An 18,433-nucleotide genomic window follows, 5' to 3' on the forward strand; every position below is an offset into this window, starting at 1 on the left:
CGATAACATAGCAAGCAGCCAGATATACATGGATGATTAGAAATAGGGGTGAGCGAGTGTTTAAACGTTATATTTGTAGTTTATTATGTGTGGTAATGTTGCTCGGTTCAGGGAGTACATGGGCATATGGGGCAGGGGGAACGGGAACGGAGACAGTTTCCCAGTCTTCTCCATTTTCCGCGCCGCAGATTATTACCAGAGCGTGGCTTGTGCAGCATACGGGCAAGGATCAGACTTGGGTCAATGCACAGTTATCCAAGGGCTATACCTTATATGATATTTATAAAGCATGGCAAAAAGATGGCGGGGAAAATTCGCTACCTGAACAAAGTCCGAGCTTGTGGGTGCAGCAAAATGGACTTGAATTAAGCGCAAAAGCGAAGACGGAACCGTCCGATGAGTCGGCTGACCTAAAGGCAGGTGAAAAGCCCACTCAGGCCGTTCAGGATGAAGAAACGGCTCAACAGCAACAGAAAGCCGAGAATGAGTGGGAATCGACGAAGCCGAGCACGATTGAGGTGGATGTACCGTCGGTCCCCAATGTAAGTGATTCTGTTTATACACCGATTCCAAGAGAAAACGGTCTGAACGGGCAGGATTTACTCAAGCAAAGTTTGTTACAGATGTCTGCTACAATGGCAGTGTACGCTCCTTTGGATCAGGCGGCGCTTGCACAAAGCAGGCTAAGTGATGATACTTCGCGTTATGGGCTGGATTACGGTGACAATAGTGTGTCCACCGCTTCTGGACAGCTTGTCGTTCGAAATACGGACTTGGTGCTGCCAGGTTCATTACCCTTTGCACTGACTCGTGTGTATAACAGTTCATTCGCGAATAACCAGATTGGTGTGCAGCAAAATGAAGGATTGTACACAAATACAAGTGCCATCCGCGAGGAGGAAGCGGCTTCAAATCTGGGACGAGGCTGGAAATGGGATCTTCCCCATATGCAGAAACAGGATGGTAAACGGTATTTGTACATGCCGGGAACGGGTTCTTATAAACTGAAAGATGACTTGCAGCTTGAAGGATATGCATACAAAGATCTGAAGATCAGTACAGACCAAAGCGCAAGCGTGCAGGGAGCAAGCAGTAAATACAAAATAGCAGAGCTGAATGGAAATGACTATTATCTCGATCAGGACGGTTATTTGATTTTAATCCAGGATGCGTATAAAAATCGGGTAGAATTTGATTATACAAGTTCAGATGGAATAAAACGCATTCGTTCGATCCGAAATAATGATGGCAGAGAGCTTGTGTTCACCTACGCTTCTGGACAGATTGTCGTTAAAGAGCAGGGGACAGATCACCAGTACACGTATCGGCAAAGTGACGAGGGAAGCAGCAAGGTGCTAACGGAAGTGCTGGATTCCCTGTCACGAAGCACAAGCTATGCGTATACATTCATGGATGCTCCGTTTAATTTGGTCGCAAATGGTGAAGGAAAAGCTGGAGCCTTACAGCAAAATGAAACTGCACTGCTCACACGAATTGTACGACCTACTTCATCCATCACAGACATCCGTTATGAAGCCTATAACAAGCAGATAGGCGTGTACGGTACACAAGGTGTGTTCAAGGTGGTTTCACGCGCAGATGTGTACAGTACAACCGCAGGCAATCGTTTTTTAAATAAAATGGATTTCACCTACTCGGGAGAAGATCTAGCCAGCCATGGCAAAAACGCCAAATGGACGGTTGTTGTCAAAGGGGCACGTACAACGGAAACTTTCCATTTCGGTAAAACTTTTAGAGGAGACAACACACCGGAAAAACTTGTTCTAGACCGCTATGATCAAGAGGGAGATTCGACCGGTTATCATGTAGACTACACGTATAATGATGCTATGGGCTGGAATTTACCCGTGCAAATGAGGGAGACCTATACGGAGAGCGGTTCTGCATCAGAACCTGTAACGACCTCCTATGACTACAATGAATATGGTCTTCCTTTGAAAATGTCCCAAAGTACGGGAGCAGAGACCGTTCATACGTATAAAGTCTCTAATGAGCCTTTTTTCTGGGTGCAGCCCGTTCAGACGGTTACCAAAATAAGCGAAGGAAAAAGCTTGACGACGGTAAGAACCTATAAAACAGAAGGTACATTGAATGAGCTAAAAAAATATGAAGGAACAGATCAAGGCAAGCTTTTATTGCACAGCTATACTTTTTACAATGCAAAAGGGAATGTAAGCGGTAGGGAAGTTCTCATCGATAACAGAAATTATGCAGATACGTCTATTGATTATAAATCCCCCTATGGTTCGCAGCTCCCGACAAAGCAGCTGCTTCCCAAAGGTGTCGAGTATACGTATGATTATTATCCGACCGGCGAAATCAAGTCCCAAACAGATGCCAAGCGTAAAACAAAGTCCTATGTGTACGACGCATCGGGACGTGTAACGAAGGTTACTTATCCAGATGGCACTCAGACGGTTGTAGAATACAAGGATGATACGAACGATGTTACGGTCACCGGACCCGATGGCGTCAGCGTGGAAAGACTGTATAATCCATTCGGACAAATGCTTCAGGAGCAAGTGGATGATGCAATCTACGGGTATGGGTATGATGATAATGGGGACATGGTAGAAAGCACGGATGCAGAGCAGGCAACCACTCGCTACGCCTACGATGCTTTTGGACGGCCTGTGAAGACGACCTATGCGGATGGAACAACGGATACCGTGGCGTATAATGCGGTGGATCATACCGTTACTCAGACCGATGCGTCCGGTTATCGCATGCGTGAAGTATCGGATGCTTTAGGTCGTGTGATCTCTACACAGGAAGCTAAAAATGGATCATTTCAGCCGCTGGAGTCGTTATCCTACAACGATGCGGGCATGGTCACTAGCCGAACGGACGGTAACGGCCAACGTATGCTCTATGCTTACGATGCTTTGGGACAAATGACTTCGGTCACCGATCCATCTGGACAGCAGGTGAGCTACACGTATGATCTGGCCGGAAATTTGAAGACCGTTCAGTATCCTGATGGGCAAAAAAATGTGTATTCTTATGACGAATTGGGCAGACGTACACTGCTTGAAAAAGCAAGCGGTGGAACAACACTAAATATTTACGATACGGATGGAAACATCACCCGTATGCTGACAGGGAAATCGGAAGCGATCACCTTTCAATATGACGCGGACGGGCTCGTTACCGAAGCGGCGGGTCCAGATTTTAAAACCAACTACACTTACGATCATGCTGGACGAAGAAAAAGCATGACAGATGGGCAGGGAACGACCTCTTATGCCTATGATTCATCCGATGGGTCGTTGACCGGGCTGAAATACCCGGACGGCACGCAAATAAACTATGAGTATAACAAGCAGTCTCGTACAGGCTACGTGCTGACAGATGCTGCTGGAGCATCAATGCACGTCCAAGCCAAGCTGGATAGCCTCGGCAGGGTTACTCAAATGGACATTAGTGCTGGAGTCGGTACAGCAAGCGTGCAGAGTCTGCCAGGAGCGAGTGCTGCTGTAGGCGGATCACTGGATCGTATGACGTTTGATTATGCTCCTAATGGTTTGCTGAAAGGTCAATCTTCGAGCAGAGGGCTGAATACACGATTCAGCTATAATGGACTGGATTTGTCAGGGGTTACGGTGGAGCAAGGGGGTACGGCATTACACCAATTTGGTTATGAACGGGATGGAAATAAAAACATCATCGGAAGAACACAAAACGGAAAAACGGATCAATTTGGATATGACCCGTTAAACCGAATTGCCAGCGAAGCCGCAGGTGAGAAGAACAAGACCTACGGCTACGATCCGAACGGCAACCGAAACACCGAAGGCAGCGGCAAAGTGTTCGGTATGAAAAACGCCAGTTATGGATATGATTCCGTCGGTCATCTGACAAAGGTGATTGGTGAAGGCAAAGAGGTTAAATACAGCTATAACGGAGACGGGCTGCTGTATGAGCGTACAGAAGACGGTAAAACAACCCGGTATTACTATGATGAAGAAGCGAAGCTGATTGCAGAAGCTGAGGTCACGGGCGGAACAGCGAAGATTATGTACGCCTATGTGTATGACTTGTCCGGTCAACTGTGGGCCAGACAAGACAGGGCCAGCGGGCAACTGCAATACTATCAGTTGAATGGCCACGGTGATGTGGTAGGTTTGAGTGATAACACAGGCAAGCAGCTGAATAGTTACACCTACGACATCTGGGGTGGCCCGGAGACGGTGAAAGAGACCGTACCGAACGTGCTGCGCTATGCTGGTGAGTATTGGGACGACACGACGGGGCTCCAGTATTTGCGGGCACGTTGGTACGATCCAGGTACAGCCCGCTTTATGGGCGAGGATACGTATCAGGGCGAGATTAGTGATCCGCAGAGTTTGAACTGGTATGCGTATGTAGCTAATAATCCGCTTGGATATGTAGACCCTAGTGGGCATGAATTTATGCCTACCACAAAAGGCGGAATATTTTATACTAACCAGAAGACGATTATTCATTGTCAAAGAGTAGGCATGGGGACTTGTTGGAATGAGTTTAAAGCAGGAACTATGCAGGCATCCATGGCCGTAGCGAATTTCTTGATAGTGGATGATATCAACACGATACTTGATCCCAAATCGTCCACATATGACAAAACACTTGCGCTGGCAGGATTTATACCTGTTGGTAAGTTTATTAAAGGCGGAAAATTGATCATACAGCTGACGAGTAAGGAGGGAAGATACGTTGAGCGTTCTGTTAAATTGACAGAAAAAAATCTGAAATTGGCCAAGGCGCTCCCTTGTAACTGCTTTACGGCGGGGACTAAAGTTCAAACAGACGAAGGGGAGAAACCTATCGAGGACATTCAAGTCGGAGATAAGGTTCTTTCCAAGAATGAAGAGACTGGTGAGGTAGCTTACAAAGAGGTTACGGCAACGTTCAATCATGAGACGGATGAGATTTACAAGATTCATGTGGGCGGTCAAGAAATTGAATCTACATTTAATCATCCGTTTTATGTGAAAGACAAAGGATGGACGTTCGTCAAAGACCTCAAGGTCGGTGACTTGCTTGTTCAGAGCGATGGGAATACACTCAAGATAGAGAGCATCGAACTGGAACATAAGCACGTCACGGTTTACAACATGACGGTTGATGAGTTCCATACGTATTTTGTCAGTGACCTTGGGATTTGGGTGCATAATTCGAATTGTAATTTAGCGAGTCCCAAACGAACTAATCATATTCTTAATGGAGACAAAAGCGGCGGCGGTCATATGTGGCCGGGTGCACCCGGAAAATCCGTCTTCCCTAAATCGTGGGATGCAGATAAGATTATGAATAATGTTTCCGATATCGTAACCGACCCAAGTCTAAACTGGGCAAAAGGAAAAGTTGTAAACGGAGTACAGCGATACGAGGTAATAGGTGTTCGTGATGGTATCAAAGTTAAAGTTATTACTGATGGAAAAGATATTATTACGGCATATCCAATCAAATAGAGGAAGGATAGGTCAGATGGATGTAAAAAGGGGAATCGAAGATTTACTGAATCTGGTTAAGATACCTCCAGAGGATAGCGAAAAGGTATGTGAGTACTTGGAGTATGATGAATGGGGGGTTGCTCTCGAACACTTTAGTGCGACTGTTCTTGATGAGGGTATTGAAATTAATGAGTTAATTTATTCTCTAATTAAAAAAGTTGGAGAATACATGGAACTTGAAGAAGAGACATGGGAAAGTTTGAAGCCTCTTATCAATAATTAAGAACAAGACCTTGAGGGTGGCAATCCTCAAGGTTTTTCTTTTACCCTCACCTAGAAGTACCCTATCAGTATAAACTGTCTACATTGGAAAAAGATAATTTGGAAAACCGTCGTGGTGTACAAGGATGATACGAACGATGTTACAGTCACCGGACCCGATGGCGTCAGCGTTCAAAGATTGTATAATCCATTCGGACAAATACTTCAGGAGCAAGTGGATGATGCAATCTACGGGTATGGGTATGATGATAATGGAGATATGGTAGAAAGCACGGATGCAGAACAAGCAACCACTCGCTACGCCTACGATGCTTTTGGACGGCCTGTGAAGACGATCTATGCGGATGGAACAACGGATACCGTGGCGTATAATGCGGTGGATCATACCGTTACTCAGACCGATGCATCCGGTTATCGCATGCGTGAAGTATCGGATGCTATTTGTCCGGTCAACTGTGGGCCAGACAAGACAGGGCTAGCGGGCAACTGCAATACTATCAGTTGAATGGCCACGGTGATGTGGTAGGTTTGAGTAATAACACAGGCAAGCAGCTGAATAGTTACACCTACGACATCTGGGGTGGCCCGGAGACGGTGAAAGAGACCGTACCGAACGTGCTGCGCTATGCTGGTGAGTATTGGGACGACACAACCGGGCTTCAGTATTTGCGTGCTCGCTGGTACGATCCGGGCACAGCCCGCTTTATGGGCGAGGATACGTATCAGGGCCAGATTAGTGATCCACAGAGCTTGAACTGGTATGCGTATGTAGCTAATAATCCGCTTGGATATGTAGACCCTAGTGGGCATGAATTTATGCCTACCACAAAAGGCGGAATATTTTATACTAACCAGAAGACGATTATTCATTGTCAAAGAGTAGGCATGGGGACTTGTTGGAATGAGTTTAAAGCAGGAACTATGCAGGCATCCATGGCCGTAGCGAATTTCTTGATAGTGGATGATATCAACACGATACTTGATCCCAAATCGTCCACATATGACAAAACACTTGCGCTGGCAGGATTTATACCTGTTGGTAAGTTTATTAAAGGCGGAAAATTGATCATACAGCTGACGAGTAAGGAGGGAAGATACGTTGAGCGTTCTGTTAAATTGACAGAAAAAAATCTGAAATTGGCCAAGGCGCTCCCTTGTAACTGCTTTACGGCGGGGACTAAAGTTCAAACAGACGAAGGGGAGAAGAATATCGAAGACATTAAGGTCGGAGATAGGGTTCTTTCCAAGGATGAAGCGACTGGTGAGGTAGCTTACAAAGAGGTCACGGCTACGTTTAATCACCAGACGGATGAGATTTACAACATCCATGTGGGCGGTCAAGAAATTGAATCTACATTTAATCATCCGTTTTATGTGAAAGACAAAGGATGGACGTTCGTCAAAGACCTCAAGGTCGGTGACTTGCTTGTTCAGAGCGATGGGAATACACTCAAGGTAGACAGCATTGAACTGGAACATAAGCATGTCACGGTTTACAACATGACGGTTGACGAGTTCCACACGTATTTTGTGAGTGACCTTGGGATTTGGGTTCATAATACGAATTGTAACTTTTCGGTATGGAATAAGGGAAGTTTCGATGCTATAGAAGGTTCTGCTGAATATCATTTTAAGAGACATGGTAAGGAAGTAGGGGCGGAAGATTTAGCGCAATATCTCAGAAAGGCTGAAGAATTTGCTAAAACCGCAAAGAAAGGCTCTACAAAAAGTTATGTTAATGAGGCAGTTGAGGGAACGATTCGATATAAAAAGAATGGTAAATATATTGATATTGCCCCGGATGGGACTATAGTTTCTTTTGGTAAGCAATAATGTGTATATTTATCTGTTGGAGGTGTAGATTTTTGGATAAAGTAGAAATTATAGAAAAGATATCATATCTGAATAATTTTCAATTAGTTAATCCCTTTCCATATGAGGATACTAAAAAAATAAAAAGTGACTTTGAAATGGATTTTAAGTCACTTGAGGATGAAAGTTTAAACGCTGATTTTAATGATTATTGCACTGTAATTGTTGGAACGACGAGTTATATATTAAAAGGTAAAGCTACTAACATCCCTAAGAAACAAGTTGAATTATTGAATGAGGGTTTCTTTCAACGATTTCCTAAGTATAGATTTATTGAAACAAGTTTGAAGAACTATCCTGACTTTCAAGCTGAATACAATAATCACGAACAATTAAGAAAGCTAATTTTAGATTATTTGCACAGTAATTAACGCGTATCCATTTTGTATTGACCTTGAGGGAAAATCCTCAAGGTCTTTCTTTTACCACCATCCCCTGCCGAATGAACTGGGCGGATATGTAGAAAAGAACTTAACCCACATCACTCCCGTATGATATTCCTCTAATATGCCTGTACGCACATAAATGCTTGAATTTTATACCCTAAATAACGGATATCCGAGACATCATGCAGAAGCTAGACTTCAAACTGAACACGTTCACAGGCATTGATGATGTAACGGCTTCGGCTATTGTCGCTGAAATAGGTGATATTGCTCGATTTACAAGTGCCGACAAACTTGCTAAGTACGCAGGGCTTACGCCAAGCCAAATGAGCAGCGGCGGCAGAGGTAAAGACCGCAATCAACGATAGGGGAATCGAGCGTTGAACAAGATTCTGTGGGGGCTAGCTGTAAGACAAGTTCATACCGCTAGGACTTCCAGTAAGCCGCTAAATCCCGTATTCCGTTCATACTACGAGAAACGATAAGCGAGGGTAAAAAGAAGAAACAAGCAATCATCTGCATTATGAGAAGGCTAGTGAACATCCTTTACAGCATGATGAAGAACAAAACCGAATACCGACTTGACGCTTTACCTGAACGGGCGGCAGGTTAATGATACAATGGTGGCAGCTGAAACAGTTGCCACCTTCTTTATTCCCTGAATCAAGTTTCTAACTAACGAAGGGGAGAAAAATATCGAAGACATCGAAGTCGGAGATAAGGTTCTCTCAAAGTCCGATGAAACCGGAGAAGTGGAATACAGAGAGGTCGTAAAGCTGTTCCAAAAGCAGGCAGATGAAGTTTATTACGTCCATATCGGTGATGAAGTCATCGAAACAACTGGATTACATCCATTTTGGCTTGATGAAAAAGGGTGGACTCTCGTACAAGATCTAAAGGTTGGAGAGTTGCTTGTCTCAAGCGATGGTACTAAACTGGCAATAGATAAGATTGAGAAAGCGCCGCGACAAACAACGGTTTACAATTTCATGGTCGACGGGTATCATTCTTACTTTGTATCTAACCTTGGGATTTGGGTGCATAATTGTACTATTATCACCGCAGGCAAGAACTTCAAAGACCACTTTGTTCGACATAAGGGCATTTTAGAAAATTCTCTTGGAAAAAAGCACCCTAAATATAAGACCCACGGTGATGCATTCTTGAGTGATATTGGCAAAATAATTGACGATGGAACAGTATCGTTTGTGGGTAAGGGAACTTTGAAAAAAGATGGTGAAGTGTTAAATATTTATAGAGGCAATGGCATGATAGTTGCTACTAAACCAAATGGAGAGTTTGTTACTCTACTAGAATCAGGTAAGGGTATGGACTTAAACATTCAGTTTGTCCCTTAATGAAGGAGAGATTATATGCTCGAAAAACTTGTTGATATCTTTAAAAGCGACTCAATCCAAGATATTTACTTGCTTGGTTTTGTAGATATTGAAGATGGAGTAGCGGACTTTTGTCCGGATATGCGTTACTATTATTTCGAAGTAGGCGAGAAGTATATTGAATTTGAATCAATAAACCAATACTCAAAACTAATTGTGAGAATAATTGATTCGATTCGATATCAATTTGAAATTGATGAGGATATGTTGCCGTGCAAGACATCGGTAAGTCAAATAATATTGACTGACTCGATGTCTGCCAAAAATACTGTTAAGAGTTTCGTTATTAACGGTATGGAGTCTAATGACAATAATCAAATTGTCTGCAACAGCCTTCAGTTGAACTTGGATAATGGACAAGAATTGTTTATTGACCCATCTTTTTATTATGGTATAAACATCGGTGGGGCAGAACAAAGGAAGTTTTGGAATGAGAACCTTGCTGATGGCACAAAGATTGACGAAGTAATCATGGAAGTTTAAGTTTGCCAAACACCTTGAGGAGATGAGCCTCAAGGTCTTTTTTTACCCCCACCCAGTGCCGAATGAATCGGGTGGCAACGTCCCAAAATACTAGTTCACAATATTAATTGTGGTTTCACTTTAAGCAGTAATAATATCCAATACTTAGAATAGACATTGGAAAAAAACCTGGTTTTTCCGATGAAATTCTAGGGGGTGCATTTTTGTATGGCCATTAAAGGATAAAAGTTCAAAATGTATTCAGAAGATTTAAAGGCTGAAGCCATTTGTCTACATGTGGAGGACCTATCGGCAAATCAACGAACATTTGGGAATAGCTTAGGCGATATTTCCGGCGGATGCGAGATTTTAATTTAAGAAGGAATACGACACTCTCACTGAGATATTCGCCGTTGTGACACGCCAGGCCATCCGGCATATTCGCTCTGCTTGTCTTCTGGATGTTCAAGCATTTTTTCCGTAAATGATTCACCTTTAGTTTCCTAAGCAAAACCTTTAGATTGTCAGGTAATCGAAATTCATGGCATTTTATAAAATGTAAGTGCTTACAATTTGGTATCCACACATAACCAACAAAGACGCCGAAAGGGGAAGGTCTGGCATGACAAGCAAAAGTTTTGGAACAATGAGTCTGGTAATCATCATGTTGATATCTATGATCACTGCCTGCTCAGGAAGTGCGGGCAAGGAAACCACGTCGGGGGATAGCAAGGAGAAGGTCACATTCACGTATTTTAATGCCACGGCGGGAAGGGACATTAATACCAATGAAACGCGGATCGGCAAAATTCTGGAGGATCAGACAGGCGTGAACTGGAAGCTGGAGCATCTGGTAGGGGATTCGAATACGAAGATTGGCACGTTTATTGCAAGCAACGATTACCCGGACGTGATTGTACCGGATGGCACGATTGATAAACTGCTGGATGCCGGAGCTTTTATTCCCCTGAATGATTTGATCGACAAATATGGGCCAAATATCAAGCGTGTATACGGACCGTACTACAACCTGATGAAAGCGGAGGATGGGAATATCTATTTCCTGCCGTTCAGTGCGGTGGTCGGCGATTATTTGCCTGCTCCTAACATAGAGCAGGGAGCTTTTTGGATACAGCGCAGAGTGTTGAAGGAGGCGGGATATCCAAAAATAAAAACGTTAGATGAGTACTTGGCTCTGATTCGGAACTATGCGAAAAAGCATGCAGGCGAGGGTTTAACCGGGTACTTGGCGTTAACCACGCAGGATAGGTTTTATGCGCTTACGAATGCGCCGATGCATCTGGCAGGTTATCCGAACGATGGCGGCACGATTATTGATATGAAATCACACCAGGCGACGGATTATGGAGATAAGGAAATCACAAAGCGGTATCTCCAAGAATTGAATCAGCTTAACGCAGAGGGCCTGTTTGACAAAGCCTCCTTTGTGGACAATTACGATCAATATTTGGCGAAGCTGACCTCTGGCAAAGTGCTGGGCTTCTTCGACTACCGCTGGCAGGCAGGGCAGGCTCTAAACAACCTCCAGGAGGCTTCCAAGCAGTCAGGTAATGATGATCTGGAATATGTAGGGTTGCCTGTTGTATACGATCAGAATATAAAGGATCAGTACCTTGATCCGTCGTCATTTATTAATAACCGGGGTATTGGAATTACGGTCAGTGCCAAGGACCCGGTGCGGATCATCAAATTTTTCAACAATCTGCTGACCGACGAAAACCAGGTGTTATCCAACTGGGGGATCAAAGGTGAAACCTATGATGTAAATAAAAATGGGCGCTTTTATCGGACCAAGGAGCAAATTAAGAAGACGGGGGAGAATGCGTTCCGTGACTCATTTGGGTTCAAATATTTTGAATACAGCTGGCCTCGATACGGTAGCGGTTCTTCCTTGCCCGACGGCAACTCGGTTAGCCCCGGACGGCAGTCTGAGGTTGCGCGTATGTCGTATACCGAAGGTGATAAAAAGCTGCTAAAAGCGCACGGTGTAGAGTCCTTCTCGCAGATGTTTTCCGCACCTGACGAACGTCCATGGTTCCCGGCCTGGAGCATTCAGATTGCCCAAGGCTCACCTGCGCAGATCTTCCAGCAAAAGAAAGGTGACCTGCAGCGCAAATATTTCCCGCGCTTGGTGCTGTCTGCACCGGAACAGTTTGATGCAATTTGGAATGAATACACCACCGAGTTCAACAAGCTGGATGTGAAGGCATTTGAGGAACTGATTACGAAGGAGGTTACAAAAAAAGTAGATATTGCCGATAAAAAGTAAAGGAGGAAGCATCTATGGGTCGCGCGACAATGGTCACGATCTCCCCGGACCCTTTGCCATCCCCACGGCGAACCGGCTTGAGGGGATTTATGCACAGACTGAATCAGCAGCGGACACTGGTATGGATGTCCGTTCCTTTTTTAATCTGGTTGTTTATCTTCAAATATTTACCCATCTGGGGCTGGACGATTGCCTTTCAGGATTTTAAGCCTGCCCGTAAGCTGATTGATCAGCAATGGGTCGGGTTGAAGCATTTCCGTTTTCTGTTTCAGGATGAACATTTTCTGCGGGTGATGCGCAATACGCTGGCAATGAGCTTTATTAACCTGGTGCTGGGCTTCGTTACCGCTATAACATTGGCGATTTTGCTGAATGAGCTTCGTCAGATTGTGTTCAAGCGGGTGGTGCAGACGGTCAGTTACTTGCCGCATTTTATTTCATGGGTGGTCGCGGCCAGCATTATCAGTACAGCACTGTCTGCGGACGGCGGCATTGTCAATGAGGTGCTGATGTGGCTGGGACTGATCAAGGAGCCTGTCCTGTGGCTGGGCGAAGGAAGCTATTTTTGGGGCATTCTCGGCGCATCGGAGGTATGGAAAAATGTCGGCTGGAACACCATTATTTATTTGGCCGCGATGACGATGGTTGATCCCTCGCAGTATGAGGCGGCTGAGATCGACGGAGCAGGACGTTTTCAGCGGATTTGGCATGTGACATTGCCGGGATTAAAGCCCGTATTCATCATTCTGCTCATTATGAACATCGGCAATCTGCTGGAATCCGGTTTTGAGCCGCAATATTTATTGGGTAACGGCATGAACGTGGACTATTCGGAAAATCTGGATATCTTCGTTCTGAAATATGGTATCCAGATGGGCAATTTCTCGCTTTCCATTGCTGCCGGGATGTTTAAGACAGTGGTCAGCTTTATCTTGCTGTTTAGCGCCAATCATATTGCGAAGCGGTTAGGGGAGGAAAGGTTGTTCTGAGAAAAGAGTAAGTTAGGAGAGGGGGCGTCGCTTCGCGTGCAGATTGTTCTTCCGATCTACCGTTTTTCCAGAACAATTTTGCCCGCTCCCCTGCTCCACGCTGTAAAGTCACTTTTTTATAGAACTGAGGGTAGTGGCAGGATCGCAAAAGGGGAGAACTTGAGGGAAGGCGCGTGACTCATGCTTCCTTGGGTAACCGCGTCATGATGGCCGGCTCAGCTTTGCTATCGTTTATTCTTTTAGAGCTAAGCTGATGGTAGCGATAACAGAAGGCGCGTACTCATCATACTACAGGTGCAGGGAGGGATTTTTAACAAGACGCTTTGCGGACCTTGCCAAGACCTTATAAACGAGCTGTTTACAACTTCTAATAACACAATACTCATTCACAATACTCCACTGCAATTACTACTAATATAATCACTCCAAGAACAGTTCCAGATAACAACACCAACAAGCTTCAAAAACAATGAATTGAATTAGGATGCCCAGTCAGACGGCTAGGCTATTTGTTGAAAAGGAGAGGAAGTTATGGGCAAAGGGAAGGCCTTGCATGGGCGATTTCGGGCGTCCTCAGATCGGATTTTTGATGCGTGCAATATGGTGTTTATGTTATGTCTGATGGTGGTGACGCTGTATCCGTTTTTGAATACGCTGGCGGTTTCGCTAAATGAAGCCAATGATTCGATTCGGGGCGGCATTTATTTGTGGCCGCGTGAATTCACGTGGAGTAATTATGAATTTGTGTTTAAGGAAGCGACGATTTTCCATGCTACGTTGATTTCTATACTGCGTACGGTTGCGGGTACGGTTACCTCGGTGTTTTGCTGCGCGATGGTGGCGTATACGATCAGCCGGCCGGAGTATGTGCTGCGCAAATTTGTCTCAATCGCTTTTATCTTGACTATGTATTTTAACGGTGGGTTGATTCCAAACTTTCTTCTGGTACGGGAGCTGGGGATGCTTGGAACTTTCTGGGTGTATATCGTGCCTGGGCTGATCGGGGTGTTTAACGTCATTGTGATTCGATCCTTTATTGAAGGCTTGCCAGAAGGTATTTTGGAGTCGGCGCGTATTGACGGGGCCGGGGAGTTTACCACTTTTGTACGCATTGTCTTGCCGCTCTGTGTTCCGGTACTGGCGACGGTGTCGTTGTTCACGGCGGTCTCGCAATGGAACTCCTGGTTTGACGTTTTTTTGTACAATTCGTCGTATGAGCAATGGAGCACCCTACAGTATGAGCTGATGAAAATCCTGCAGAATTCCAATACGTCCGTTAACGCCCAGGACTATGCCAGCCAGTTCGCAGGCTCGGAAAATCTGGCGAAGCCGGTTACTCCTACTTCCATCCGGTCCACGATGACGATTGTCGCTTCTGTGCCTATTATTCTGGTTTACCCATTCTTACAAAAATATTTTGTAAAGGGAATGACCCTGGGAGGCGTCAAGGGATAGAACAACTGAAATTCAAATGGAACCAAAAACGAATTCAAAAAAATTGAGTATTGGAGGAATTTCTTTGCGGTCATATAGGTATACAACTTTTTGTGTGATGTTGACTGGAGCGCTGTTGCTTCCTGTCGGATGGTGTGGAGGGGCCGGAGTGAAGGCGGCTCCGTCTGTGGAACATTCCCCGCTTGTTTCGGAGACCATGCTGGCGCAAGGGGGCGTGAATAAAACAATCGCAACATATGGATTTGAGCAAGGAACCAGCGAGGGCTGGAAGGCGCGGGGGACTTATACCCAAATTGCATCCGTCTCGGAGGCTGCATACGGCGGCAAACACAGTCTCAAGACAACTTCCCGCACGGCTGACTGGAACGGTGCAGAGCTGGATGTGAAGCCGCTTTTGCAGCCGGATGTGGAATATGAAATTAGCGGATATGTGAAGCTGGACGGCAAGGCTGCGGTTCCAAGCGCGATTAAGCTGACGATGGAGCAGCAGGCGACAGGCGGGTCTACAGAATGGAAGACCGTAGCACAGACGGAGACATCAGATACAGCCTGGGTCAAGCTTCAAGGGAGATATAAGTTTACCGGGAAGATGGATGCATTGAAGCTGTATATAGAAAACTCGAATCCCGCACAGGCCTATTATGTGGATGAGGTGGAAGTCAGACAGGTGTCGGAAACACCAGTCACCCCACCCTCAACGGAACCGACCGATGGTATTGTATCCGCCGGTTTTGAAGAGGGTACAACCCAGGGCTGGGTATCCCGTTTAGGGTCCGAGAAGGTGCAGGCTTCGAATGCCGATGCACGAACCGGTTCGTACAGCCTGCTGACAACAGGCAGACAACAGACATATGCAGGGCCCAAGCTGGATCTGACAGCCAAGCTGCAAAAGGGCAGCCAGTATACGGTCAGCGCCTGGGTGAAACTGGCGCCAGGCGAGCAGCCTGCCAAGGTGAGACTTAGCGTGCAGCGTGATTATCAAGGTAAAAGCGCGTATGAAACGGTGGTAGGCGATACGGAGATCACGACAGGGGGATGGGCGCATTTGTCGGGAACGTATACGCTCGCGCATGATGCGGATGCAGTTTCTATGTATTTGGAAACGGTAGAAGGAACATCCTCCTTTTATATGGATGATTTTGAGCTATCCCTTGTTCCTCCACTGACCATTGAGAAGGATATCCCTTCATTGTATGGAATATATCAGGGGAAATTCAGCATTGGTACGGCGATTATGGCATTCCAGACCGAAGGGGCTTACGGTGAACTGGTACAAAAGCATTTTAACAGCATCGTGGCAGGAAATGAGATGAAGCCCGCCTCCTTGCAGCCGTCCGAGGGACAGTTCCATTGGGAAGAGGCGGACAAGATTGTACAATTCGCCAAACAGCACGGGCTGGCGATTCGCTTCCACACCTTGGTGTGGCATAACCAGACCGGGGACTGGATGTTTAAGGATAAGAATGGACAGCCGATGACACCGACTGCCGAGAATAAAAAGCTGTTACTGGATCGACTGGAGACACATATTCGTACTGTTGCAGCCCGTTATAAAAATGATATCACCGACTGGGATGTGGTAAATGAAGTCATTGATCCTGACCAGCCAGATGGTATGCGCCGCAGTATGTGGTATCAGATTACCGGCAAGGATTATATTGAAAAAGCGTTCCGTGTTGCGCGGGAAGCGGCAGGCCCTAACGCCCGGTTGTTCATCAACGATTACAACACGGATGAGCCGAAAAAACGGGATTTCCTGTACAATTTGGTACGTGATTTGCTCGCTAAAGGGGTACCGATCGATGGTGTAGGCCACCAATCGCATATTCGCCTGGAGTTCCCCGCTATTAGCCAGATGGAGCAATCTATTGAAAAGTTTGCTTCGCTCGGCCTGGACAACCAGATCACGGAGCTTGATATGGGCCTCTATTCCAATGATACGGATCGCTACGAAACGATACCTGAATCCATGCTGATCCGGCAGGCTCACCGTTATCGGGCGTTGTTCGATATGTTTACCAGACAGCAGGAGCATATCAGTAATGTGACAATTTGGGGTACGGATGACGGAAATACGTGGCTCAGCAATTTCCCGATTGCCCGGCTGGATAAGCCGCTGCTGTTCGACGAACGGTTAAAGGCCAAATATGCCTATTGGGCGCTGGTTGATCCGTCCAAAGTGCCGTCGCTGCCAGCGGGAAAGTAACGAATAATCGGGTGAAAACGGGTGAGTAAAGCTGTTCCAAATGAGAGCTGGCCTCTGTGCCGATCCTGGTGGTTCCCGGTATACAAAGCGGTAAAAGCGTGGAGCTTTGCATCATCACTGATGCGTATCCATTTGCCTTATTCTATGTGATTCGACCGGCCACTGACGGCCGCCTGGAACGGTTCCGGCCTGTGTTGTCTCGGCTGAAGGCAATAGCAGTTTCACCGGAGCATTAATTAGCATGTAAGCTACACGGTATGGGTTTGATTCAATAGGTAATGGTAAAAAAATAGAAAATAACAAAAACAGGCTGTCCTTCACATGTTCTGACATGTAAGAGACAGCCTGTATAATTAATGCAGGGATATGCGTTCTATTCCAAATTGGCGTGTTGACCAAACATGGATTCAGAGGTCAGCTTGCGCAGCTCCATCGTTTTGAGCACCAATGCGTCGCCATACAACAGCAACGTCTGCTCAAACAGCGAACCCATAGGCTGAATTGTCTGATAATCCTTGTTGGATGGGTCCTTGGGCGCGCCGGGCAGCTTGATGATGGTATCAGCCAATTTGCCGATGGTAGACTCCAGAGAAGTGGTCAGAAGCGCCAGGGAGGCCCCGAGCTTCTTCGCTTTTTCCGCCATGGAGATCAGGCTCTTCGTTTCACCGGAGCCTGAACCTATAATCAGCAGATCACCTTTACCCAAGCCGGGAGTTACGGTTTCCCCGACCACGTAAGCTTGGATTCCCATATGCATCAGCCGCATTGCCAGCGAACGGATCATGAAGCCTGAACGCCCCGCCCCTGCTACGAACACTTTTTTCGCTGCAGCAATGGAGTGAACCAGCTGTTCCGACTCCGCATCACTGATCAATTGCGGAACTAATTGCAGCTCTTTGATCACCTGGGATAAATATTGAGAGGTTTCCATTGGAATTAACCTTGCTTGATGAGCTGTTGCATTTGGGAAGCTACAGCTTGTTTGTCATCCTGGCTAGTGATTCCGCCGCCGACAATAACCAGATCCGGTTGAGCTTTCACAACCTCAGCCAGCGTACTCAGCTTAATGCCGCCAGCCACGGCTGTTTTCGAATTCTTCACGACTTTTTTGACTGTTTGCAGTGCCTCAAACGGGCTTTCGCCTTCCGCTTGCAGATCGTAGCCAGTATGCACACAGATATAGTCTACGCCGAGGGCGTCGATTTCTTTGGCGCGCTGCTCCAGGTTTTTAACACCGATCATGTCCACCAGGATTTTTTTGCCGCCTTGTTTTTTAGCCTCTTCTACTGCCCCTTTGATCGTTGCATCTTCAGCTACAGCCAGAATCGTAACGATGTCTGCGCCAGCCTCGGACGCTTTCAGCACTTCATAGCCGCCTGCATCCATCACTTTGAGGTCAGCCAGCACTTTCAGATTCGGGAATGCTTCTTTCATTGCCTTTACCGCATGCAGTCCTTCATTGATGACAATCGGGGTGCCGATTTCGACGATATCAATATACGACTCCACTTCCTTTACCAAGGCAATACCTTGCGGGATATCCACTAAGTCTAAAGCCAATTGAAGTTCCATGTTATTAACTTCACTCCTTTGGTAAATTTGTATTTGATCAACGGGTTATGCTTGCTCTGTTAAGTG

The 18,433-nt window shown here is 46.0% G+C and carries 13 protein-coding genes and 1 pseudogene; 12 read left to right on the top strand and 2 right to left on the bottom strand.

What is annotated here, in order from left to right; genetic code table 11:
- The first annotated feature begins 56 nt into the window (after nucleotides 1–56).
- The 12 genes and pseudogenes from JO375_RS09360 to JO375_RS09415 all read left to right on the top strand — a co-directional run bounded on the left by JO375_RS09360 (nucleotide 57) and on the right by JO375_RS09415 (nucleotide 16,795).
- On the top strand, nucleotides 57–5,474 hold the full coding sequence (locus JO375_RS09360; protein ID WP_229524204.1) for a polymorphic toxin-type HINT domain-containing protein: 5,418 nt from the start codon (nucleotides 57–59) through the stop codon (nucleotides 5,472–5,474).
- Between the two features lie 16 nt (nucleotides 5,475–5,490).
- On the top strand, nucleotides 5,491–5,739 hold the full coding sequence (locus JO375_RS09365) for a MafI family immunity protein (protein WP_229524205.1): 249 nt from the start codon (nucleotides 5,491–5,493) through the stop codon (nucleotides 5,737–5,739).
- A 114-nt stretch (nucleotides 5,740–5,853) separates the two neighbouring features.
- Nucleotides 5,854–6,243, top strand: a complete 390-nt coding sequence (locus tag JO375_RS09370; RefSeq protein ID WP_229524206.1) for an RHS repeat domain-containing protein — start codon at nucleotides 5,854–5,856, stop codon at nucleotides 6,241–6,243.
- Nucleotides 6,231–7,310: pseudogene (locus JO375_RS09375) on the top strand (polymorphic toxin-type HINT domain-containing protein); the annotation flags it as partial. The gene JO375_RS09370 and the pseudogene JO375_RS09375, both read left to right, overlap by 13 nt.
- Nucleotides 7,311–7,603: 293 nt before the next feature.
- On the top strand, nucleotides 7,604–7,981 hold the full coding sequence (locus JO375_RS09380) for a YxiJ-like family protein (RefSeq protein WP_229524208.1): 378 nt from the start codon (nucleotides 7,604–7,606) through the stop codon (nucleotides 7,979–7,981).
- A gap of 197 nt (nucleotides 7,982–8,178) precedes the next feature.
- Nucleotides 8,179–8,364 carry an IS110 family transposase gene (locus JO375_RS09385; RefSeq protein WP_229524209.1) on the top strand — a complete coding sequence of 62 codons (186 nt, stop codon included), beginning with the start codon at nucleotides 8,179–8,181 and terminating at the stop codon, nucleotides 8,362–8,364.
- 294 nt (nucleotides 8,365–8,658) lie between these two features.
- Nucleotides 8,659–9,354, top strand: a complete 696-nt coding sequence (locus tag JO375_RS09390) for a polymorphic toxin-type HINT domain-containing protein (RefSeq protein ID WP_267497684.1) — start codon at nucleotides 8,659–8,661, stop codon at nucleotides 9,352–9,354.
- A 15-nt stretch (nucleotides 9,355–9,369) separates the two neighbouring features.
- Complete coding sequence (locus JO375_RS09395) at nucleotides 9,370–9,876, top strand: hypothetical protein (protein ID WP_229524210.1); 507 nt, start codon at nucleotides 9,370–9,372, stop codon at nucleotides 9,874–9,876.
- 601 nt (nucleotides 9,877–10,477) lie between these two features.
- Nucleotides 10,478–12,145 (top strand): ABC transporter substrate-binding protein, encoded by a 1,668-nt coding sequence (locus JO375_RS09400; protein ID WP_229524211.1) that lies wholly within the window; start codon nucleotides 10,478–10,480, stop codon nucleotides 12,143–12,145.
- Nucleotides 12,146–12,159: 14 nt separating this feature from the next.
- Nucleotides 12,160–13,134 carry an ABC transporter permease gene (locus JO375_RS09405; RefSeq protein ID WP_229524212.1) on the top strand — a complete coding sequence of 325 codons (975 nt, stop codon included), beginning with the start codon at nucleotides 12,160–12,162 and terminating at the stop codon, nucleotides 13,132–13,134.
- Nucleotides 13,135–13,665: 531 nt separating this feature from the next.
- On the top strand, nucleotides 13,666–14,589 hold the full coding sequence (locus JO375_RS09410) for a carbohydrate ABC transporter permease (RefSeq protein WP_229524213.1): 924 nt from the start codon (nucleotides 13,666–13,668) through the stop codon (nucleotides 14,587–14,589).
- A 64-nt stretch (nucleotides 14,590–14,653) separates the two neighbouring features.
- The gene (locus JO375_RS09415) at nucleotides 14,654–16,795 is read left to right on the top strand and encodes an endo-1,4-beta-xylanase (protein ID WP_229524214.1); all 2,142 of its coding nucleotides are present in this window, start codon (nucleotides 14,654–14,656) and stop codon (nucleotides 16,793–16,795) included.
- A 373-nt stretch (nucleotides 16,796–17,168) separates the two neighbouring features.
- Here the strand turns inward: JO375_RS09415 and hxlB are convergent, their stop codons facing one another.
- Both hxlB and hxlA read right to left on the bottom strand, forming a co-directional pair.
- Nucleotides 17,169–17,726, bottom strand: a complete 558-nt coding sequence (hxlB, locus tag JO375_RS09420; protein WP_229524215.1) for a 6-phospho-3-hexuloisomerase — start codon at nucleotides 17,724–17,726, stop codon at nucleotides 17,169–17,171.
- A 5-nt stretch (nucleotides 17,727–17,731) separates the two neighbouring features.
- Nucleotides 17,732–18,367, bottom strand: coding sequence for a 3-hexulose-6-phosphate synthase (gene hxlA, locus JO375_RS09425; protein WP_229524216.1), 636 nt, complete (start codon nucleotides 18,365–18,367; stop codon nucleotides 17,732–17,734).
- Between the last annotated feature and the right edge of the window lie 66 nt (nucleotides 18,368–18,433).

The sequence above is a fragment of the Paenibacillus farraposensis genome (assembly GCF_020736845.1).
GTDB classification, from domain to species: domain Bacteria; phylum Bacillota; class Bacilli; order Paenibacillales; family Paenibacillaceae; genus Paenibacillus; species Paenibacillus farraposensis.

Coding starts and splice junctions, on each gene's coding strand:
- JO375_RS09365 (WP_229524205.1), top strand. CDS start 5,491: ATGGATGTAAAAAGGGGAATCGAAGATTTACTGAATCTGGTTAAGATA.
- JO375_RS09385 (WP_229524209.1), top strand. CDS start 8,179: ATGCAGAAGCTAGACTTCAAACTGAACACGTTCACAGGCATTGATGAT.
- JO375_RS09395 (WP_229524210.1), top strand. CDS start 9,370: ATGCTCGAAAAACTTGTTGATATCTTTAAAAGCGACTCAATCCAAGAT.
- JO375_RS09400 (WP_229524211.1), top strand. CDS start 10,478: ATGACAAGCAAAAGTTTTGGAACAATGAGTCTGGTAATCATCATGTTG.
- JO375_RS09405 (WP_229524212.1), top strand. CDS start 12,160: ATGGGTCGCGCGACAATGGTCACGATCTCCCCGGACCCTTTGCCATCC.
- JO375_RS09410 (WP_229524213.1), top strand. CDS start 13,666: ATGGGCAAAGGGAAGGCCTTGCATGGGCGATTTCGGGCGTCCTCAGAT.
- hxlB (WP_229524215.1), bottom strand. CDS start 17,726: ATGGAAACCTCTCAATATTTATCCCAGGTGATCAAAGAGCTGCAATTA.
- hxlA (WP_229524216.1), bottom strand. CDS start 18,367: ATGGAACTTCAATTGGCTTTAGACTTAGTGGATATCCCGCAAGGTATT.